19 protein-coding genes and 2 pseudogenes are annotated in these 20,785 nt (G+C 53.7%); 18 read left to right on the forward strand and 3 right to left on the reverse strand.

What is annotated here, in order from left to right; translation table 11 throughout:
• Positions 1-126 precede the first annotated feature (126 nt).
• Positions 127-237 (reverse strand): annotated as a pseudogene (locus HMPREF2572_RS14800) (IS5/IS1182 family transposase); the annotation flags it as partial.
• Positions 238-408: 171 nt separating this feature from the next.
• Between HMPREF2572_RS14800 and HMPREF2572_RS05630 the strand changes: the two are divergent.
• The 3 genes from HMPREF2572_RS05630 to ruvX are packed head-to-tail and all read left to right on the forward strand — an operon-like array spanning position 409 to position 1,981.
• The gene (locus tag HMPREF2572_RS05630) at positions 409-960 is read left to right on the forward strand and encodes a CreA family protein (protein WP_003763874.1); all 552 of its coding nucleotides are present in this window, start codon (positions 409-411) and stop codon (positions 958-960) included.
• 12 nt (positions 961-972) lie between these two features.
• Complete coding sequence (locus HMPREF2572_RS05635; RefSeq protein WP_019271440.1) at positions 973-1,521, forward strand: YqgE/AlgH family protein; 549 nt, start codon at positions 973-975, stop codon at positions 1,519-1,521.
• Positions 1,514-1,981: a Holliday junction resolvase RuvX gene (ruvX, locus tag HMPREF2572_RS05640; protein WP_003777257.1), complete on the forward strand. Its 468-nt coding sequence runs from the start codon at positions 1,514-1,516 to the stop codon at positions 1,979-1,981. Before HMPREF2572_RS05635 ends, ruvX begins: the two co-directional genes overlap by 8 nt.
• A gap of 90 nt (positions 1,982-2,071) precedes the next feature.
• On the opposite strand, the gene HMPREF2572_RS05645 is transcribed toward ruvX, so the two are convergent.
• A complete protein-coding gene (locus HMPREF2572_RS05645; protein ID WP_070496685.1) occupies positions 2,072-3,040 on the reverse strand; it encodes a hypothetical protein in 969 nt (322 codons plus the stop codon).
• Between the two features lie 166 nt (positions 3,041-3,206).
• Between HMPREF2572_RS05645 and HMPREF2572_RS05650 the strand changes: the two genes are divergently transcribed.
• The 9 genes from HMPREF2572_RS05650 (at position 3,207) to HMPREF2572_RS05690 (ending at position 12,172) form a co-directional block, all read left to right on the forward strand.
• Positions 3,207-4,190: a hypothetical protein gene (locus HMPREF2572_RS05650; protein ID WP_070496687.1), complete on the forward strand. Its 984-nt coding sequence runs from the start codon at positions 3,207-3,209 to the stop codon at positions 4,188-4,190.
• Positions 4,191-4,319: 129 nt separating this feature from the next.
• A complete protein-coding gene (locus HMPREF2572_RS05655) occupies positions 4,320-5,660 on the forward strand; it encodes a DUF2868 domain-containing protein (RefSeq protein WP_070496690.1) in 1,341 nt (446 codons plus the stop codon).
• Between the two features lie 71 nt (positions 5,661-5,731).
• Positions 5,732-7,069 carry a DUF3482 domain-containing protein gene (locus HMPREF2572_RS05660; protein WP_148132296.1) on the forward strand — a complete coding sequence of 446 codons (1,338 nt, stop codon included), beginning with the start codon at positions 5,732-5,734 and terminating at the stop codon, positions 7,067-7,069.
• A 51-nt stretch (positions 7,070-7,120) separates the two neighbouring features.
• Positions 7,121-7,636, forward strand: coding sequence for a DUF1543 domain-containing protein (locus HMPREF2572_RS05665; protein ID WP_070496693.1), 516 nt, complete (start codon positions 7,121-7,123; stop codon positions 7,634-7,636).
• Between the two features lie 10 nt (positions 7,637-7,646).
• Positions 7,647-8,069, forward strand: a complete 423-nt coding sequence (queD, locus tag HMPREF2572_RS05670; RefSeq protein WP_070496695.1) for a 6-carboxytetrahydropterin synthase QueD — start codon at positions 7,647-7,649, stop codon at positions 8,067-8,069.
• Between the two features lie 196 nt (positions 8,070-8,265).
• On the forward strand, positions 8,266-8,589 hold the full coding sequence (locus HMPREF2572_RS14560) for a hypothetical protein (RefSeq protein WP_168161776.1): 324 nt from the start codon (positions 8,266-8,268) through the stop codon (positions 8,587-8,589).
• 56 nt (positions 8,590-8,645) lie between these two features.
• A complete protein-coding gene (locus tag HMPREF2572_RS05680) occupies positions 8,646-9,017 on the forward strand; it encodes a DUF1304 domain-containing protein (protein WP_003757307.1) in 372 nt (123 codons plus the stop codon).
• Entirely contained in the window at positions 9,014-9,652 is a 639-nt protein-coding gene (locus HMPREF2572_RS05685) for a 7-carboxy-7-deazaguanine synthase QueE (RefSeq protein WP_070496700.1), read from the forward strand. Before HMPREF2572_RS05680 ends, HMPREF2572_RS05685 begins: the two co-directional genes overlap by 4 nt.
• 354 nt (positions 9,653-10,006) lie before the next feature.
• Positions 10,007-12,172, forward strand: a complete 2,166-nt coding sequence (locus tag HMPREF2572_RS05690; RefSeq protein ID WP_070496702.1) for a TonB-dependent siderophore receptor — start codon at positions 10,007-10,009, stop codon at positions 12,170-12,172.
• 119 nt (positions 12,173-12,291) lie between these two features.
• On the opposite strand, the gene HMPREF2572_RS05695 is transcribed toward HMPREF2572_RS05690, so the two are convergent.
• Positions 12,292-12,816, reverse strand: coding sequence for a hypothetical protein (locus HMPREF2572_RS05695; protein WP_070496703.1), 525 nt, complete (start codon positions 12,814-12,816; stop codon positions 12,292-12,294).
• Positions 12,817-13,233: 417 nt separating this feature from the next.
• Here HMPREF2572_RS05695 and pepN point away from each other — a divergent pair, with 417 nt between their 5' ends.
• The 6 genes and pseudogenes from pepN (at position 13,234) to HMPREF2572_RS05720 (ending at position 20,635) form a co-directional block, all read left to right on the forward strand.
• A complete protein-coding gene (gene pepN, locus HMPREF2572_RS05700) occupies positions 13,234-15,837 on the forward strand; it encodes an aminopeptidase N (protein WP_070496705.1) in 2,604 nt (867 codons plus the stop codon).
• Between the two features lie 149 nt (positions 15,838-15,986).
• Positions 15,987-16,415 (forward strand): hypothetical protein, encoded by a 429-nt coding sequence (locus HMPREF2572_RS05705; RefSeq protein ID WP_003764307.1) that lies wholly within the window; start codon positions 15,987-15,989, stop codon positions 16,413-16,415.
• A gap of 78 nt (positions 16,416-16,493) precedes the next feature.
• Positions 16,494-16,601 (forward strand): annotated as a pseudogene (locus HMPREF2572_RS14805) (IS5/IS1182 family transposase); the annotation flags it as partial.
• Between the two features lie 114 nt (positions 16,602-16,715).
• A complete protein-coding gene (gene mnmA, locus HMPREF2572_RS05710) occupies positions 16,716-17,819 on the forward strand; it encodes a tRNA 2-thiouridine(34) synthase MnmA (RefSeq protein WP_070496707.1) in 1,104 nt (367 codons plus the stop codon).
• A 93-nt stretch (positions 17,820-17,912) separates the two neighbouring features.
• Positions 17,913-19,586, forward strand: a complete 1,674-nt coding sequence (locus tag HMPREF2572_RS05715; protein WP_070496709.1) for an AMP-binding protein — start codon at positions 17,913-17,915, stop codon at positions 19,584-19,586.
• A 68-nt stretch (positions 19,587-19,654) separates the two neighbouring features.
• Positions 19,655-20,635 (forward strand): PhoH family protein, encoded by a 981-nt coding sequence (locus tag HMPREF2572_RS05720; protein WP_070496710.1) that lies wholly within the window; start codon positions 19,655-19,657, stop codon positions 20,633-20,635.
• The last annotated feature ends 150 nt before the right edge of the window (positions 20,636-20,785 follow it).

Consider the following 20,785-nt stretch of genomic DNA (forward strand, 5'->3'; position numbering starts at 1 on the left):
GAGGGGATGTCCAACTTTTGGGGTGCAGTTCATATGTTTTCAGACGACCTTTTGTTTGCAGCCAAAGCTCAGTCCGTAAACTTGACGATCTTGGCGATCGATACGGGATTCTCTTTTTGAACCTTGAATGTATAGTGGATTAACTTTAAACCAGTACAGCGTTGCCTTGCCTTGCCGTACTATCTGTACTGTCTTCGGCTTCGTCGCCTTGTCCTGATTTAAATTTAATCCACTATAACAAGGAATGAAGGGGATAGGGTTTGTTTTGAGAAGGCTTGCAGTCGGTGATGGGATTCAATTGGGTATTTGGGTCTTTCCGATGCTTGCAATCTGAACAAGCGGTCTTATATAGTAGGAGCTACGGTGTTAGCTTCTTTATTTTCAACCTTCAAAGGTTTCTTAATTTACATGAATAAAATTATTCTGCCTGCGCTTTGCGCCCTGCTTCTTGCTTCCTGCGGTAACGATACCGACAAAATCGGACGTGCCAGCACGGTTTTTCATATGCTGGGGAAAAATGACCGTATTGAAGTCGAGGGGTTTGACGATCCTGATGTGCAAGGGGTTGCCTGTTATATTTCTTATGCGAAAAAAGGCGGTTTGAAAGAGACGGTGAATTTGGAGGAAGATGCGAGCGATGCTTCCGTGTCGTGCGTGCAGACGGCGGAGGTTATCCGTTATAACGAGCAGGCCGTCGTCAAGCCGCGGGAGGTGTTTAAGCGCAGCGCGAGCTTGGCGTTCAAGAGCCAGCAGATTATCCGTTATTACGATCCTAAACGTAAGGCGTTTGCGTATTTGGTTTACAGCGACAAAATCGTTCAGGGTTCGCCGAAGAACTCTTTGAGTGCGGTGTCGTGCTTTGGCGGTGCTAAAGCGGATGCGCAGCAAGTTGCCGGCGGTATGGAAGGCAAACAGATTTACGGTGCGTGCGTCGTGGATGCGCCTGTGCCGAACAAGTAAAAGATGAGCGATATGAACCTAACCGACCATTTCCTGATTGCCATGCCCGATATGGACGACCCGTTTTTCGAGAATTCGGTGATTTATGTGTGCGAACACAACGAAGAGGGCGCGTTGGGCATCATCATCAACAAACCGTCGCCGATTACGATGGACATGATTTTTGCGGCGACCGACCGCAACATCCCTTTGCGGATGCAGCACGAACACGTCATGATGGGCGGGCCGGTACAGATCGACCGCGGCTATGTCGTGCATACGCCAGTGGGCAACTGGCAAAACAGTATGATTGTTTCAGACGACATTGCGCTGACGTCTTCGCGCGATGTGATTGAAAACTTATCGCGTCAGGGTGCGGTGGACAAGATTTTAATCAGCATAGGCTATTCGAGCTGGAGCAAAGGGCAGCTTGAACGCGAGCTGGCGGACAATGTCTGGCTGACGGTGAAGGCGGACGAGCATATTTTGTTCGATATGCCTTACGAACACCGCTACGCCGCCGCGTTTGCCAAGCTGGGCATCCAGCCCGATGCGCTTGTCTGTGGAGCCGGTCATGCATAAAGCACCGGCAGGGACGGTTTTGGCGTTTGATTTCGGCGAGGCGCGTATCGGCGTGGCGCAGGGCGATGCGGAGCTTGGCTTGTCGCATCCTTTGGCGACTGTTACCGGCAACAGCAACGACGAGAAATTCAACGCCATCGCCAAGCTGATACGGGAATGGCAGCCCAAGCATCTGGTCGTCGGACTGCCGACCCACGCCGACGGTACGGAACACGAGTTGACCCGCCTTAGCCGAAAATTCGGCCGCCGCCTGCACGGGCGTTTCAACCTGCCCGTATATTGGGTGGATGAACGGATGTCCTCGCTATATGCGGAAAGCCTGCTTGCCGAAGCGCAGGTATTCGGGCGCAAACAGAAGGCGGTACTCGACCAAGTGGCGGCGCAAGCGATTTTGCAGGGCTTTTTCGACGGCGGCGCGGCAGAGTATTTCAACGGCAGGGAAGAAGGTTCGGAAGAATAATTTGTTTGAGATAGTTTGAAAAAAGGTCGTCTGAAAGCTGTATTGACGGGATTGGAATCCGGCAACAAGCTTTCAGACGACCTTTTTGCATCAGAACAAGGCTTCAATCCTTAACAGCGCGCCGACGCGGTGTTTTTGGTTTTCCTTGCGGTTGTTGTAGTAGTTGACTTCGGTTTGGGTAAACAGCCAGTTGCGCCAAATCGGTTGGCGGTAGGTGGTAAACGGACCGTAGGTATTGAGGGCGGCTTTGCGTTTTTCGATATTGCCGCCGGTGTACACGCCGTAGTTGACGTGGCGGTGTTTGCCGAGGTTGTGTTGGCGGAAGAGGCTGTTGCCCCATGTCCAGTCTTCGGTTTTATCGTGTTCGTATTGCAGGTGTGCCTGATTGGCGATAAAGCTTTTTTCGCTGGGGATGTAGCGCGTTTCCCAGTTGGTACGGACATGGTGTTTGCTCTTGATGCCGTAACGGTAGATTTGTTCGAGGCTGGTGTCGATGTTGTCGGTCAGTTGCCAATTGCTCGAGCTTTTGGCACGGGCGTACAGGTCGCTGCCGGAGCGGATACCGATATCGAAGTCGGTATCGGTGCGCTGTTTTGCAAATACTTCAGACCAGCGTACGGCAAGGGAGGCGTTGTTGTCGCGGCTTTGGGATGCGTCGAATATCCTGCCGTTGGTATTGGTACGGTTGCGGTAGGCATTGGCTTCGTGTTTCAACTCGTCGTCCAAAGAGTCGTCACCGAAAATCACATGGACTTTTTTCTCCAAGGTCGGCAGTTTCAGACGACCCCGTATGCGGGGCGTCACGGTAAACTTGTCGTCAGGGTTCCATTCGGTATCGAGCATGACGCGCAGGTTGGCGTCGGCAGGGTGGTCGGGGTCGGGTTCGCCAAACCAATCGTCGATGCGGTTGGACCATTTGTCCAAGCGTTTGGAAACGACTTCGTGGCGGTGGTCCACCCAAGTGTCGCCGTCGGCGGGCGGTTCGTCTTTCGCGGCGGCAATCGTCGGGAAGAGGGTGAGCAGGGTGAGTAGGGATAACGTTGTGGTTCGGATAGTCATTGTTTTTCCTTGCTTAATGCATAAAGCTATTATGGACGGTATCTTAGGGATAATGCAAGTCGTCTGAAAAAGGCTGTGATAAAATCTTGCGCGCCCGGTTTGCCGCCGTTCTGTTGTGCAGAAAAGCAGTCAGGCGGGCGCATACCAATACATTAAGGAAAACCGAATGAGTATTTTGTCGAAAATTTTTGGGAACAAGCCGTCCGGCGAAACGACACAAGAGCCGCGCAGACTTTCCGCGCAGGAAAAAAGCGAGGGTTCGGCGCGGGCGATTTATGCGAAAGATAAAGTGTATGTGCCGCTGTCTGCCATGCAGGCGGATGTGTCGGAAGGGACGGGCATCCCGTATATAGGTCGTCTGAAAGACGGTCGGACGGTTTTATATGTGTTTGAAAGCTATGAAGCGGCGCGGGCTTTTTCAGACGAGCAGGACGGCGCTTTAGACGGCATCGGCTTGGTCGGCGCGCTGGATAAGGCAGACCAGTTCAATAATTTGAGTAATGTTCTGCGTGTTGCGCACTCGTTGGGCATTCAACTGATGGAATACCGAGGGCAGGGCGGCGAGCATTTCGAATGCGCGCTTTCGTGGCTGATGCGTGTCAACGGCGCGGATGGCATGGCGGCTTCCCGAGAAAAAATGGAGGCGTTGTCCATCGGCACCGATGCCAAGCTGCCGCTGCAATTTCACCCGATAGCCATTGTCGGTTTTGCCAATCCCTATAAGGTTACACCCGCGCGGGCGGAGGAGTTGTTCAAGCAGTTTACAAATGTCGAAGATGACGAATTGCTGAGTTTTTTTGCCGGCAACACGCCGCAGGAGAATGTGTTGCTGATCGGGTTGGTGGAAAAATATTCGGCGGATTTGGCGAAATCCGTGAAATATATTGTTTGGAACCAATTGGCGGAGCAGCCGCTTTTTGTCGGGATAAACCGCAAAGACGGCGGGCTTTACGCGCGGGACGGTTATTTATATGTCTTTTACACCGACCGCTTCCAACACATGGGACCTGCCCGCTGCCATCCCGTTTCCGGCAAGGAAGCAGCGTTGGACTTGGTTCGCCGCCACGAACTGAAAGGCATCGCCCTGACCGACGGGCTGCACAATATGGCTCGGTTTGAAAACGACGTGATTTTCCAAGACGGGGAATAGCGGCAACCTCTCTTCCGCCACTTGAGCGAAACGGTTTGCCTGAGCCGCATATTTAAAATACAAAGGTCGTCTGAAAAGGGCTGTGATAAAATCTTTGCGTTTTCACCATCCCTTTCAGACGACCTTTTTATGTTGAACCCATCCCGAAAACTCGCCGAACTTGTCCGTATTTTGGAAGAGGGCGGCTATATTTTTGCCGGCGATCCCGTGCAGGCGACGGAGGCGTTGCGTCATGTCGAGGGCGGCGTGGAAGGAAAAATCATCCGCCGCGCGGAGATGATAGACAGAGACCGCCGGCTTAGTCATACCTTGGAACAAGTGCGGACCGGGTCGTTTTGGCTGTGGATCGTGGCGGCGACAATGATGTTTAGCGGCGGCTTTTCCGGCACTTACCTTCTGATGGACAGCCAAGGGCTGAATTTTTTCCTGATTTTGGCGGGCGTGTTGGGCATGAATACGCTGATGTTGGCGGTATGGTTGGCAACGTTGTTCCTGCGCGTGAAAGTAGGGCGGTTTTTCAGCAGTCCCGCGACGTGGTTTCGGGGTAAAGACCCCGTCAATCAGGCGGTGTTCCGGCTGTATGCGGACGAATGGCGGCAGCCTTCGGCGCGTTGGATCGCCGGCGCGACTTCACACAGTCTATGGCTCTGCACCCTGAGCGGGATGCTGGTGTCGGTATTGCTGCTGCTTTTGGTGCGCCAATATACGTTCAACTGGGAAAGCACGCTGTTGAGCAATGCCGCTTCGGTGCGCGCGGTGGAAATGTTGGCGTGGCTGCCGTCGAAACTCGGTTTCCCTGCACCTGATGCGCGGGCGGTGGTCGAAGGTCGTCTGAACGGCAACATCGCCGATGCGCGCGCGTGGTCGGGACTGTTGGTCGGCAGTATTGCCTGCTACGGCATTCTGCCGCGCCTGCTGGCTTGGGCGGTATGCAAAATCTTTTTAAAAACAAGCCAAAGCAAGCTGGATTTGGAGAAGCCTTATTATCAGGCGGTCATCCGCCGCTGGCAGAATAAAATCGTCGATGCGGACACGCGTCGGGAAACCGTGTCCGCCGTCTCCCCGAAAATCACCTTAAACGATGCGCCCAAGTGGGCAGTCATGCTGGAAACCGAATGGCACGAAGGCACATGGTTTGCGGGCAGGCTGGCTCAGGAATGGCTGGATAAAGGTGTGGCGGCGAATCGGGAAGAGGTTGCCGCTTTGGAAGCGGAGTTGAAACAGAAGCCCGTCCAGCTCCTCATCGGCGTGCGCGCGGAAACCGTCCCCGACCGCGGCGTGTTGCGGCAGATTGTCCGACTTTCGGAAGTAGCGCAGGGCGGGGCGGTGGTACAGCTTTTGACGGAGCGGGCGCTTTCAGACGACCTGTCCGAAACATTGGACCACTGGCGCAATGCGCTGGCAGAGTGCGATGTGGCATGGCTGGAACCTGACAAGGCGGCGCAGGAAGGTCGTCTGAAAAGCCAATAACGCACTTGCAATGCCCTGTTAAGCCGCCATCCTGAAAAAGGTCGTCTGAAAATCCATTCTCTCAAAATATGATGAACAACCAACCCCTTTCCCTCGCCGTCGTCGGGCATACCAATACCGGCAAAACCTCGCTCCTGCGCACCCTGTTGCGCGACAGCGGGTTCGGCGAAGTCAAAAACGCCCCGTCCACCACGCGCCATGTCGAAGAAGCCGCGATTACCGACGGCGCCGACACGCTGCTGTACCTGTACGATACGCCCGGGCTCGAAGATGCCGGCGGCGTTTTGGATTGGCTGGAAACCCATACGGATGCCCGCGCCGACGGCATCGAGCGGCTGCAAAAGTTCCTCGACAGCCACGGCGCGCATCACGATTTCAACCAAGAAGCCAAAGTGCTGCGGCAGCTTTTGCAAAGCGACATGGCGTTGTACGTCATCGACGCGCGCGAACCCGTCCTCGACAAATATCGGGATGAATTGACCATCCTTTCATGGTGCGCCAAACCGGTTATGCCCGTGTTCAACTTTACCGGCGGGCAGCTTCCCGAAGCGTGGACGACCATGCTGGCGCGCCGCAACCTGCACGTTTTCGCAGGGTTCGATACCGTCGCCTTCGATTTTGAAGGCGAATTGAACCTTTGGAACAAGCTCGCCACCATGCTGCCGCAACACGACATCATCGACCGCTTGACCGCCTCCCGCCGCCGCGAATGGACGCGTTTGGATAAAGAAGCGCGACACGAAATCGCAGGTTTCCTGCTCGATGTTGCCGCCTTCACGCAGGAAATCGACGAAAACGACGACCCCTCGCCTGTCCTGCAAACCATGCAGGCAGAAATACGCCAGCTCGAACGGCAGATGCAGCAGCGGCTGTTTGCCCTCTACCGCTTCTACCACAGCGAAATCGACGGCGGCGACTGGGTACCCAAAGCCTTCCATCAAGACCCGTTCGACAGCGAATTGCTCAAGCAATACGGCATCCGTACCGGCACGGGCGCGGCAACCGGCGCGCTCATCGGCTTGGGGTTGGACATCGCCACGCTCGGCGGTTCGCTCGGATTGGGTACGGCAATCGGTGGCTTTTTGGGCGGCATCCTGCCCAATACCCGCACCATTTCCGACAAGCTCACCGGCCGCCAAACCCTGCACACCGACCCCGAAACCCTAACCCTGCTCGCCGCCCGCGCCCTCGATTTGCTCCACATCCTGCAAACACGCGGCCATGCGGCGCAATCGCAAGTTGAGTTGCACAGCCGCAAAGCGCCCTGGACACCGGACAAACTCCCGTCCGAACTCAACAAAGCGCGCAGCAGGTGGAAATGGTCGTCGCTCAACACCCACCTTCCCGAAACCAGCCGCGCCGAACGCGAGGAATATGCGGAAAGTTTGAGTAGGAAATTGGGCGGGTAGGCAGGCGGGGGACAGCCGGTTCCCAAACTTCAACGATACGTCAGGATGAAGATGCCCAAACTTTATATGTTCTATCTCGGCGGTAACGCAGGACGCTCCAATATAGAAGTGCACGATATCCAATTTGCCGTGTGCGACGACTACCGTGAAGCCATCCCCGCGCTCAAAGCCGCATGGTTCGGCGATGCGGACAAAATCCACATTGACGGCTGGCAGGTTATCGAATGGGTGGACGGTTACGATGTCGATGTATCCGACCACGCCGAGCCGAAGGGGGCGTCTGAAAACGTCCCGCACCTGTATTTCGTCAATGTCGGCGGCTATCGCGCGGGGCAGCTTGCCGAGGCGCACGCTTTCGGACTGTTCGTTGCTGCCACGCCCGCCGAAGCCAAACAAAAAGCCCTGCAAACCTTGTTGACCGACCATGTTCAGCAGCATAAAGACAACTTAAAAGACGTGGACAAACTGCTCCGGCTCGACCGCATCGGCACTCACCCCATCCGCCTGACCCCGAATCCGCACGGCAAGCCTGCCGCAATCGGCTTTCAAGGCTATTTACCGATTTAAAGTACAAACCATGAAAATTACCAAGATATTCACCTTCGACTCCTCACACATGCTCGACGGGCATGACGGCAAATGCCAAAACCTGCACGGGCATACCTACAAACTCGAAATCACGGTTTCAGACGACCCCATACGGGGTGGCGCGAAAGACGGTATGGTGATGGATTTCACCGACCTCAAAGCCATTGTGAAACAACACATTACCGACCCCTTCGACCACGCGTTTATCTACCACGGCGGCAACGACCGCGAATGCCAAATCGCCGCGCTCTTGGAGGGCTGGAACATGAAAACCCTGTGCCTGCCCTGCCGCACCACTGCCGAAAATATGGCGGTCGAAATGTATGATCGTTTGAAAAACGCGGGGCTGAAAGTGTGCAGCGTGAAATTGTGGGAAACACCGACATCGTGTGCGGAGTATGAAGGGGAGTAGGGGAGTGCGGATAAGCGGCTTGCTGTTTGGAAAATGGTTTGACGGTGTGTTGGCGGTTTTCTGTTCGTTTTGCATATTGGCAGCAGTGTCCTCGATATTTATCGGATTCGACCTGACCGTCGGCAACATCCGCAGTCGGGAAATACGGTTAAACGCTGCCGAAGTCAAAATTACAGGCAAGGCTTATGACCCGAGTGTGCGCATTGTCGGCGGCAAAGAGGTTATTCACGCAGACTGCCGAATGGGTATAGGCAGAGTCTGTGCGGAATATCATGGAGAAACGCTGTATGCGGAGAACCTCAGGATAGTGGTTTTGAATGACAGATATTATGCCGTTGCCGGCGGAACGCTTCATTATGGCAGTGATGAATTGACGATTGAAAGCGGAACGGATGATGCCGCCCTGCTGAAGGAATTTGCAGACGACAAACGGATATATCCGAAATTCTTTCTGATGGGTGCCGTTGTTTTGCTGCCGTTTTTGCTTATTTTGTTTGTATTGAAGCGGTCTGCCAAATAAACCGCACTTTGGTTTTCAAAAAAATTTCAACAACCTGGATTCTTTAAAGGAATACGATGAAACTCCTTTCCACCCTCTTAGTCCTCCTCGTCGCCGCCGAACATTTCTACATCGCCTGGCTTGAAATGACGCAGATTCCCAGCGAAAAAGCGGCGGAAATGTTCAAGCTGCCTTATGAATTTATGGAACAAAAGCGCGTGCAGACCCTGTTCAGCAACCAAGGGCTGTATAACGGCTTTCTCGGCATCGGGCTGGTGTGGTCGCGGTTTGCCGCGCCGGACAATGCCGTTTACGGGGCGACGATTCTGTTTCTCGGCTTCGTGTTGATTGCCGCCGCATGGGGCGCGTTCTCTTCCGGCAATAAAGGCATACTCGTCAAACAAGGCCTGCCCGCGATGCTGGCGGCGGCAGCGGTGTTGGCGGTATGAAAAAAATCAGCGTTGCCCCCGAAAATCCGCAATACCGCATCGTCGAAATTTTCGAGAGCATGCAAGGCGAGGGCTGGAACACGGGCATGCCTGCCGTTTTTGTCCGTTTGGGCAAATGCAATCTGGCGTGCGGCTGGTGTGATACCGATTATTTGAAATTCAGTATGATGAGCCTGTCTGACATCTTAGGTCGTCTGAAAACCTACACTGCGCGCAATATCATCATCACCGGCGGCGAGCCGACCATCCAGCCGCATCTCGATACGCTGTTGGACGCGCTCAAGGCAGAAGGCTATTTCCTCTGTATCGAAACCAACGGACTCAAGCCCGCGCCGCCGCAAATCGACTACGTCGCCACCAGCCCCAAAGCCTGCTACGCCGCCAAATACGAAAAAAGCTGCATCGAAACAGCCGACGAAGTGCGCATCGTGGCGGACGGCGATGCGGTCGGATTTTGCGAAACCATGGAACGCAAAATCCGCGCCCGTCATTACTACCTTTCGCCCTGTGAACAAAACGGTGTGATGAATATCTACGACACCATTCGCCAAATCGGTCTCTTAAACAGCCGCCCCGACGCGCCCGTGCATTGGCAGTTGAGCGTGCAGACACACAAATGGGCGGGGATAGAGTAGGGGAATGGTGAAGAATCAAATGCCAAACTAATACGCAAATATCATTCTTCTAAATCCTTATATTATTGAAAAGGTCGTCTGAAACTTTTCAGATGACCTTTTTTTGCGGCTATCGGATTTGTTTGATTGAGAATGAAAGATGGTCATGCAGATGAAAATGATGTGTCGGGGACTATGTAAATTATTTGATTCATGCCCGTCAGTTCCCTATACTCCGACCGTTTTATTTCATCCTATTACAGAAATTTGATAAAAATTCTTATTTAATACGCAAAAAAGCCGTTTGCTGCCGAATGGTGCAAGGAGGTTTGGAACTCCGCTGCCGTTCGGACGGCTAAATAATTAGGAGACACCATGCCATTATCTAAATTTCGTCCGGCGCGTTTGCCGGTAGCTGTTGCTGCGGCACTTTTGTCTGCTTACTCCTTAGGTGCAGGGGATGGGGTTGAGCAGGTTGATTTGCCTACTGTCCAAGTACGGGGCATCGGCAAACAGACAACCTCCAACTACACCATTCCGGCTTCCTCCGCTGCGACAGGCATCCGCCTAACCCAGCGCGAAACGCCGCAGTCTTTGTCCGTCGTTACCGAAAAACAAATGGACGACCAAGGTTTGGATACCTTGCAGGACGTGTTGAAACAAACACCGGGCGTGTTCCACAGCAAAATGGGCAACAACGTTTCCGGCCACAGCCAATTTATTTCGCGCAGTCAGGCGATTGACAGCATTTCTGTGGACGGCGCGCCCAAATTTCTTTACGACGGTAAAGCCATCCGCCGCGGCACCAACAATCTGGACAGCGCATTGTACGAACAAGTCGTCGTCGTGCGCGGCGCGAGCGGTTTGTCCAACGGCGGTATGGGCGAGCCGGGTGGTACGGTTGCTTTGGAACGCAAAAAACCGACTGCCAAACCCGCCGTCAGCGTGGAAGCCGGTGTCGGTTCGTGGAAACACTACCGCTTCGTCCTTGATGCCAATCATCCTCTGAATGCCGACAATACCTTGCGCGGACGCTCCATTTTGGTCAGCGACCACGGCGGCGATTACCTGCCGAACACTTCGCGCCACAACCACACTTTCTATGGCATTCTGTCCTACGACCTCACGCCGCAAACCCACTGGCGCGTCGGTACGGAGCTGCATCGTTTCCGCAATAACGGCAGCTCGCGTTTCAGCTATCTGACCGTAGCGGGAAACCGCAACGACGGATTCAAGCCGTTTGAATCTTCGCCGCGCAAGAACTCGTCCGCACGCTGGGCATACGGCAAAGACAACAGCGCCGAAGTATTCACTTCCCTCAGTCATGAGTTTGCCAACGGCTGGAGGTTGACGGGCGATTACAGCTATCTGACAGGTAAAAGCGACATCGTTTCAGGCATTGCTGGTACATACGAAATCAATCCTGATTACTCTGCGCTTTTCACTTCAGATCGTGACCGCAGCAAATACCGCGACCAAGATTTCTCGCTGACTTTGGACGGCGACTATCCCGCTTTCGGTCGTTCGCATGAATTTAATGCAGGTATCAGCTATCAGGGCAACCGAGAAAACCTGTCTTTCTATCAGGAAGGCGAATCGATTATTCCTGATTTGCGCCAATTTGACGGTAATGTTGCACAGCCCGATATGCCGTATTTGCGCGACGGTTTTACCAATATGAAAAACCTGTCGGTTTACGGCTCGACCCGTTTCAAACTGACTGACCGATTCGCCCTGATCGGTGGTGCACGTTTTGTAGACTGGCGATACCGTTACAGCACCAACCGCAACAAATTCGCTTACAGCAGCCACAAACAAAAAGTTTTCATTCCTTATCTGGGTGCAACCCTCGATATTGGTGAAAACTTAACTGCCTATGCGTCTTACACCACCATCTTCCGTCCGCAAGTGCGTTACCTGACCAAAAACGGCGCGGCGCTCGAACCGCAACGCGGCAAAACCTACGAGACCGGTTTGAAAGGCTCATGGTTTGACGGTCGTCTGAATGCTTCTGCGTCCGTCTTTATGAACAAACGCGACCATTTGGGCGTTTATGCGGGTAGATTGCCAAACGGCGAAGAATACTACCGCTCTGCTGATAAAACGACGACCAAGGGCTGGGAGCTTGCCGTCGGCGGACGCTTGAGCGACAGATGGCTGCTTAATGCTTCTTATGCACGTTCCAAAATCAAAGACAGCGAAGGCAAGCAACTGCATCCGTCTTATCCCGTTCATTTGTTCAAACTCTTCACGGCGTACGACGTAACCGACCGTTTGAACTTAGGCGCAAACGTCAACTGGCAAAGCCGCAGCCATACGCTGGACGAATATCCCGCAGATATCAATCCGGCTGCTGCCGCTGCATTGACCCAACGCCCATACGCTACGCTGGACTTGACCGCGCATTACAAAATCGGCAAATCCACCCAAATCGGTTTGGACTTTGAAAACGTGTTCAACAAACGCTACCGCACCATGCCCGACATCCACGTTTACGGCACGCCGCGCAGCCTGACCGCTACGTTGAAACACACGTTCTAAAGCAGGCAGAAGAAAAGGTCGTCTGAAAATCTCGATTTGAGGTTTTCAGACGACCTTTTGGTTTGTATGGCGTGTATCGGGGAGGAAGCGGGTAGATGATTTTCTCTAAAACGGCAATGCTATTGAGACGGGGCGCATTCTTGCAGCATCAGGTTGTCCGTCATGTTGTCAGGCGTTTCTTCCGAGGCTTCATGATGAACCAGAAAACCGCCGTCTTCCTTGTAGAAATCGGTTTCCGTAAAGTTGCCGATTGTCCAAGTGTATTGACCGTCGCTAAAGGCGTTCAAATCTTCGTTGCTCATTTCGGGGCTGAAAGGTGCGACAAATTCGGCACCTTTAAAGCGCACTTGCGCCGCGGCGCCGTCCTCTGTTTTGAAATAGCGGACTGATACGCTGCCGTTGTCTTTGCAGCGGTAGGTTTGCCATTTTGCCTGATCCAAACCGGTCAGATTTTGCGTGGCGGAAGGCGCGGAGGCTGATGCTGCCTCGGAAGCGGCGGCTTGTGCCGGGGCTTGGGAGGCTGCGGCTGCCGACGCATTTGAAGCTCCGGATGCGCTGGCTTCTGCCGCTTCGTTGCCGGCGCTGCAGGCGCATAACAATGCAGTCAATGTGGAACACAAAAGGAGCAAAGGTTTGGAAGACATATTTATCACACCTCAAAGATAATCAAAACCTGACGGATTGGAACGGGAATGCCGGTAAAGGTTCATCCGCTCCTTGTCGGATCGGGCGGTTGGCGGCCCGAAATCCTAAAGCAATTTCGGTCATTCCGCGATTGCCGATATGGCAACGGATTATACCCGTGCGGGGCGAAGGGGGCATTCTAACAGCGTAAACGGAAGACGGGGTCGCACCTGACTTTGTGGCATGAAATATTGGATAAAAGGTATTTTTGTGGGATGATGGGTGCGAAGTTTGTTATTTTGTTAAGATTGCATTTTCAGACGACCCAATAGGGGATGACAGCCGTCAGAACAAGGCGCAGCGACGCCGTCCGATGAAAGTTGTCCACCCTATCTCTTTTCATTTCTTTAATTGATTCCTAACCCGAAAGCAAAACCATGAGCAAAACCGTCCGTTATCTGAAAGATTACCAAACGCCTGCCTACCGCATTCTCGAAACCGACCTGCATTTCGACATTGCCGAACCGCAAACCGTCGTGAAGTCGCGTTTGACGGTCGAGCCGCAGAGGGTAGGGGAGCCGCTGGTGTTGGACGGTTCGGCGAAACTCTTGTCCGTCAAAATCAACGGGGCGGCTGTGGATTATGTGTTGGAAGGCGAGACGCTGACGATTGCGGGCGTGCCGTCCGAACGCTTCACCGTCGAAGTGGAAACCGAAATCCTGCCGGCGGAGAACAAATCGCTGATGGGGCTGTATGCTTCCGGCGGCAATCTGTTTACCCAGTGCGAGCCGGAGGGCTTCCGCAAAATCACGTTCTACATCGACCGTCCGGATGTGATGTCCAAATTCACAACCACCATCGTCGCGGACAAAAAACGCTATCCCGTATTGCTCTCCAACGGCAACAAAATCGACGGCGGCGAGTTTTCAGACGGCCGCCATTGGGTGAAATGGGAAGATCCGTTTGCCAAACCGAGCTATCTGTTTGCTTTGGTCGCGGGCGATTTGGCGGTCACGGAAGACCGTTTCACCACCATGAGCGGCAGGAACGTCAAAATCGAGTTTTACACCACCGAAGCGGACAAGCCCAAGGTCGGCTTTGCCGTGGAATCCTTGAAAAACGCGATGAAGTGGGACGAAACGCGCTTCGGCTTGGAATACGACTTGGATATTTTCATGGTCGTCGCCGTGGGCGATTTCAATATGGGCGCGATGGAAAACAAGGGTTTGAACATCTTTAACACCAAGTTCGTCCTCGCCGACAGCCGCACCGCCACCGATACCGATTTCGAAGGCATCGAATCTGTCGTCGGACACGAGTATTTCCACAACTGGACGGGCAACCGCGTAACCTGCCGCGACTGGTTCCAGCTTTCGCTGAAGGAAGGGCTGACCGTGTTCCGCGACCAAGAATTTTCCGGCGACCGCGCCAGCCGCGCCGTGCGCCGCATCGAAAACATCCGCCTTTTGCGCCAGCACCAGTTCCCCGAAGACGCAGGTCCGACCGCCCATCCAGTGCGCCCCGCCAGCTATGAGGAGATGAACAATTTCTACACCATGACCGTTTATGAAAAAGGCGCGGAAGTGGTGCGGATGTATCACACCCTGCTCGGCGAAGAGGGCTTCCAAAAAGGCATGAAACTCTATTTCCAACGCCACGACGGGCAGGCCGTTACCTGCGACGATTTCCGCGCGGCGATGGCGGACGTGAACGGCATCAATCTCGACCAGTTCGCCTTGTGGTACAGCCAGGCGGGCACGCCCGTTTTGGAAGCGGAAGGTCGTCTGAAAAACAATATTTTTGAGTTGACCATTAAACAAACCGTGCCGCCCACGCCCGATATGGCGGACAAACAGCCGATGATGATTCCCGTCAAAGTCGGGCTGCTGAACCGCAACGGCGAAGCGGTGGCATTCGATTATCAGGGCAAACGCGCGACCGAAGCCGTGTTGCTGCTGACCGAAGCCGAACAGACCTTCCCGCTCGAAGGCGTAACCGAAGCCGTCGTTCCCTCGCTGCTGCGCGGGTTCAGCGCGCCGGTGCATCTGAACTATCCATACAGCGACGACGACCTGCTGCTCCTGCTCGCTCATGACAGCGACGCCTTCACGCGCTGGGAAGCCGCCCAAACGCTCTACCGCCGCGCCGTCGCCGCCAACCTTGCCGCGTTTTCAGACGGCGTCGAGTTGCCGAAACACGAAAAACTGCTTGCCGCCGTCGAAAAAGTCATTTCAGACGGCCTCTTGGACAACGCCTTCAAAGCCCTGCTTTTGGGCGTGCCGTCTGAAGCCGAATTGTGGGACGGCGCAGAAAACATCGACCCGCTGCGCTACCATCGGGCGCGCGAAGCCTTGTTGGATACGCTTGCCGTCCACTTCCTGCCGAAATGGCACGAATTGAACCGTCAGGCGGCGAAGCAGGAAAACCAAAGCTACGAGTACAGCCCCGAAACCGCCGGCTGGCGCACGTTGCGCAACGTCTGCCGCGCCTTCGTCCTGCGCGCCGACCCCGCGCACATTGAAACCGTTGCCGAAAAATACGGCGAAATGGCACAAAACATGACCCACGAATGGGGCATCCTGTCTGCCGTCAACGGCAACGAAAGCGATACGCGCAACCGCCTGCTGGCGCAGTTTGCCGACAAGTTTTCAGACGACGCGCTGGTCATGGACAAATATTTTGCCCTCGTCGGTTTAAGCCGCCGCAGCGACACCCTGCAACAGGTTCAAACCGCCTTGCAGCATCCGAAATTCAGTCTCGAAAACCCCAACAAAGCCCGTTCGCTCATCGGCAGCTTCAGCCGCAACGTCCCGCATTTCCACGCAGAAGACGGCAGCGGCTACCGCTTCATCGCCGACAAAGTCATCGAAATCGACCGCTTCAACCCGCAGGTCGCCGCCCGCTTAGTGCAGGCGTTCAACCTCTGCAACAAGCTCGAGCCGCACCGCAAAAACTTGGTGAAACAAGAATTGCAGCGCATTCGGGCGCAGGAAGGATTGTCGAAAGACGTGGGCGAAATCGTCGGCAAGATTTTGGATTAAGGTCGTCTGAAATGGTGATGAAAGTTATTGTAATGTGATAAAAAAGGTCGTCTGAAACTGTCATTTCAGACGACCTTTTGTGATAGACACATATTCTGCTTCGTCATAAAATGCCATCTGTTTATTATTGATTGAACGATGAGGCTAAAATGAAGAAATATATTCTTGCAGCGTGTGCATTATGGTTTGCAGGTCAAGCATTAGCCGCTGATTTTTCTGGAAATTGGGGGTATGAGCAAGAACTGGAAGATGGTATCTACGGTAAATATTTTAATATTAAACAATCACCGAAATACATTATTTCCGGAGAGTGGAATGAAGGCCGTTCGAATGGTCCGGGCGGTAGCGGCAAGGTAAAAGGTTATGTCAAACGTGGCAAACTGTATTTGAGCTATTGCAGCGAAGGCGACGATTCTTGGTACACGCATTGTCCGAAATATGAAAAAGACCGCGGATATTTCGTGCGCAGAAACGGACAGCTTGTCGAGTATTACAGTTTGCACGGAAAGCGCAATGCTTACAGAAAGGGCGATGTGTTCACCCGACAAAAAGAAAAAGCAGCCGACGCATCCGAATAAGCAAAAGGTCGTCTGAAAACCGATGGTAGCGGTTTTGGGCGGCTTTTTTCTATCAAATGTCATTTAATTTCTTGAATTTATAGTGGATTAAATTTAAATCAGAACAAGGCGACGAAGCCGCAGACAGTACAAATAGTACGGAAAGGCGAGGCAGCGCCGTACTGGTTTAAAGTTAATCCACTATACAATAAAACATCATTCAAGCCCCATCAGCCTTATGGGGCAGCCTTCCTTATCCCTTCATCAAAATGTGCTAAAATCCGCCTTTAAAAACCGCTGTTTCCTACCCATATCCCCTTTATGGACATTACTCAACAACCTTCAAACATCATCGTCGGACTCTCCGGCGGTGTCGATTCCTCCGTAACCGCCGCCTTGCTCAAGCAGCAGGGTTATCAAGTGCGCGGTGTGTTTATGCAAAACTGGGAGGACGACGACAATGACGAATATTGCAGCATCAAGCAAGACTCTTTCGATGCCATTGCCGTAGCCGACATCATCGGCATAGACATCGACATCGTCAATTTTGCCGCCCAATACAAAGACAACGTATTCGCTTATTTCCTCAAAGAATACAGCGCGGGGCGCACGCCGAATCCGGATGTGTTGTGCAACGCCGAAATCAAATTCAAATGCTTTTTGGACTACGCCATAGAACAGGGCGCGGATACCATTGCCACCGGACACTATGCACGCAAAGAAGTCCGCAACGGCACTCATTACCTGCTCAAAGGTTTGGATCAAAACAAAGACCAAAGCTATTTCCTCTACCGCCTCAAGCCTTTCCAACTCGAGCGCGCGATTTTCCCATTGGGCGGTTTGGAAAAACCTGAAGTCCGCCGCCTTGCCGCCGAATTCAATTTGCCGACTGCCGCCAAAAAAGACAGTACCGGCATCTGCTTCATCGGCGAACGTCCGTTCCGCGAGTTCCTGCAAAAATACCTGCCGACCAACAACGGCAAAATGGTTACGCCCGAAGGCAAAACCGTCGGCGAACACGTCGGGCTGATGTTCTATACGCTCGGACAGCGCAAAGGATTGGGCATCGGCGGCGCGGGCGAGCCGTGGTTTGTCGCCGCGAAGGATTTGACGAAAAACGAACTCATCGTCGTACAAGGTCATGACCATCCGCTGCTTTATACCCGCAGCCTTGTCATGAACGATTTGAGTTTCACGCTGCCCGAATGCCCGAGAGAAGGGCGCTACACCTGCAAAACCCGCTACCGCATGGCGGACGCGCCCTGCGAATTGCGTTATCTCGATGATGAAACGGTCGAGCTGGTGTTCGACGAACCGCAATGGGCGGTAACGCCCGGTCAATCCGCCGTGCTGTATGACGGCGACGTCTGCTTGGGCGGCGGCATTATCATGTCCACCGACAAGCCCGTCATTATTACTTCTTGAATAAAAAAGATAAAAGGTCGTCTGAAAACTACTTTCCTGCCTTTTCAGACGACCTCAAGACAACCATAAAACCAACGAAATAAGATTATTTATATGGAAAAACTCTGGCTCAACAGCTACGAACAAGGCGTCAATACCGAAATCGACATCACGCAATACAGCTCTATCAGCGACGTATTCCGTCAAAGCGTTGAAAAATTCGCGCATCAACCCGCGTTTCAAAACATGGGCAAAACGCTCACTTACGCCGAAGTCGGCAAGCTGGCGCAAGACTTTGCCTCCTATCTGCAAAATGTCCTGAAGCTGCCGCGCGGCGAGCGCGTGGCGATTATGCTGCCCAACCTGCTGCAATACCCGATTGCGCTTTTCGGCATCCTGCAGGCGGGGCTGGTGGCGGTAAACACCAATCCGCTCTATACCCCGCGCGAGCTGGAGCATCAGTTGAAAGACAGCGGCGCGACCACCATCATCGTTTTGGAAAATTTTGCCAACACGCTGGAGCTGGTGCTGCCGCGCACGCAAATCAAACACGTCATCGTCGCTTCTGTCGGAGAAATGTTCGGCTTCTTCAAAGGCACGCTGATGAATTTCGTGCTGCGCAAAATCAAAAAAATGGTGCCCGAATACCGCATTTCCGGCGCTATCCCTTTTCAGACGACCCTGAAAGAAGGTGCGGCGCATACCTTCCGCCCCGTTACCCTGACTCGCGAAGATACCGCGCTGTTGCAATACACGGGCGGCACGACCGGTGTGGCAAAAGGCGCCATCCTCAGCCACGGCAACATCTGCGCCAATATGCTTCAGGCGAAAGAATGGATTAAATTCCAACTGCGCGAAGGCAAAGAAACCGTCATCGCCGCGCTGCCGCTTTACCACATCTTTGCCCTGACGGTAAACCTGATGATTTTCGCCAATACCGGTTCCAAAATCATTCTGATTACCAACCCGCGAGACATGAAAGGCTTTATCGGCGAGCTTAAAAAAGAGCGCATCAGCGTCTTCATCGGCGTGAACACCTTGTTTAACGGAATGGTCAACCAACCCGATTTCGCCGCCGTCGATTTCTCCAATCTGCGCCTGACTTTGGGCGGCGGCATGGCGACTCAAAAAGCCGTCGCCGAAAAATGGAAAAAAATTACCGGTACGCCCATCGTCGAAGCCTACGGCCTGACCGAAGCCAGCCCCGGCGTGTGCTGCAACCCGCTCAATATCGAAGCATACAGCGGCGGCATCGGATTGCCCGTTCCCTCCACCGAAGTCGAATTGCGCGATGCGGACGGCAAAGAAGTCGGCATCGGACAGCCGGGCGAACTTTGGGTGCGCGGCCCGCAAGTGATGCAAGGCTATTGGAACCGCCCCGAAGAAACCGCCAAAACCATAGACGCGCACGGCTTTTTGGAAACCGGCGACATCGCCGTCATGGACGAAAAAGGCTGGCTGAAACTGGTTGACCGTAAAAAAGACCTCATCGTCGTTTCCGGTTTCAACGTTTATCCGAACGAAATCGAAGAAGTCGTTTCGCACAACGATAAAGTCATGGAAGTCGCCTGTATCGGCGTGCCCAACGAAAAAACAGGCGAAGCCCTCAAAGTCTTCGTCGTCAAAAAAGACCCGAGCCTGACCAAAGAAGAACTCATCGAATTCTGCCGTACCGAGCTGACCGCTTATAAAGTGCCGAAAGACATCGAGTTCCGTGACGAACTGCCCAAGTCCAACGTCGGCAAAATCCTGCGCCGCGAGCTTCGCGAACAAGCGCAAAACAAATAACACCGAAAGGTCGTCTGAAAAGCATCCCGCACCTTTCAGACGACCTTTAATCATCATGGAAACAAGATATGACCCATACCGTCCATCTTCAATTTGAAGACATCGACAACACCGTCCTCCAACGCCTCTGCGGCGCGCTCGACGGCAACCTCGAAGCCTTGGGCAAAGCCCTCGATATCCAAATCAGCCGCCGCTTCGAACACTTCACCTTCATGGGCGAACTCGCCCACGCCGGCCGCCGCGCCCTGCTCGCGCTCGCCGAAGCCGCCGAACAAGGCGATTTGGACGACAACGCCATCCGCCTCGTTGCCGTCGAAGCCAAAACCGCCGACGAGAAACACGAAGAAAAACATCACGACCAACAATATTATTTCCGCACCAAACGCGGCAGCATAGGCGGGCGTACCCCGCGCCAAAACGGCTACATCCGCGCGCTGTTGAACCACGACGTCGTCTTCGGGCTGGGACCCGCCGGTACAGGTAAAACCTATCTCGCCGTCGCCGCCGCCGTCGATGCCATGGAAAAACACCAAATCGAGCGCATCGTCCTCGTCCGCCCCGCCGTCGAAGCAGGCGAAAAACTCGGCTTCCTGCCCGGCGATTTGGCGCAAAAAGTCGATCCCTACCTGCGTCCGCTCTACGACGCGCTCTACGACCTGATGGGCTTCGACCGCGTGACCAAACTGATGGAAAAAGGCCTGATTGAAATCGCCCCGCTCGCCTACATGCGCGGCCGCACGCTCAACGGCGCGTATGTGATTCTGGACGAAGCGCAAAACACCACGCCCGAACAAATGAAAATGTTCCTGACCCGTATCGGCTTCGGCGCAAAAGCCGTCATCACCGGTGACATCAGCCAAATCGACCTCCCGCGCAACGTCAAATCCGGCCTGAAAGACGCCCGCGAAAAACTGCGCGACGTAGAAGGGCTGTATTTCCACACCTTCACCAGCGAAGACGTCGTCCGCCATCCGCTGGTGCAGAAAATTGTGGAAGCGTATGAAGCGGCAGAAGAGCAAGCCGAAAGAAGCAGCACCGCCGAACGGTAAACGATGAGGTTCAAAAAGGTCGTCTGAAAACCGGAAACATGGTTTTCAGACGACCTTTTCCATGTTTGATAAGTCATGGTTTCAAGTCATCAATTTTGGGAGATTGTTAACAATATTATCGAATATCGTATGCAAGGATTGCTGCTTTCA

The organism is Neisseria sp. HMSC064E01 (assembly GCF_001808875.1).
Taxonomy (GTDB): domain Bacteria; phylum Pseudomonadota; class Gammaproteobacteria; order Burkholderiales; family Neisseriaceae; genus Neisseria; species Neisseria sicca_A.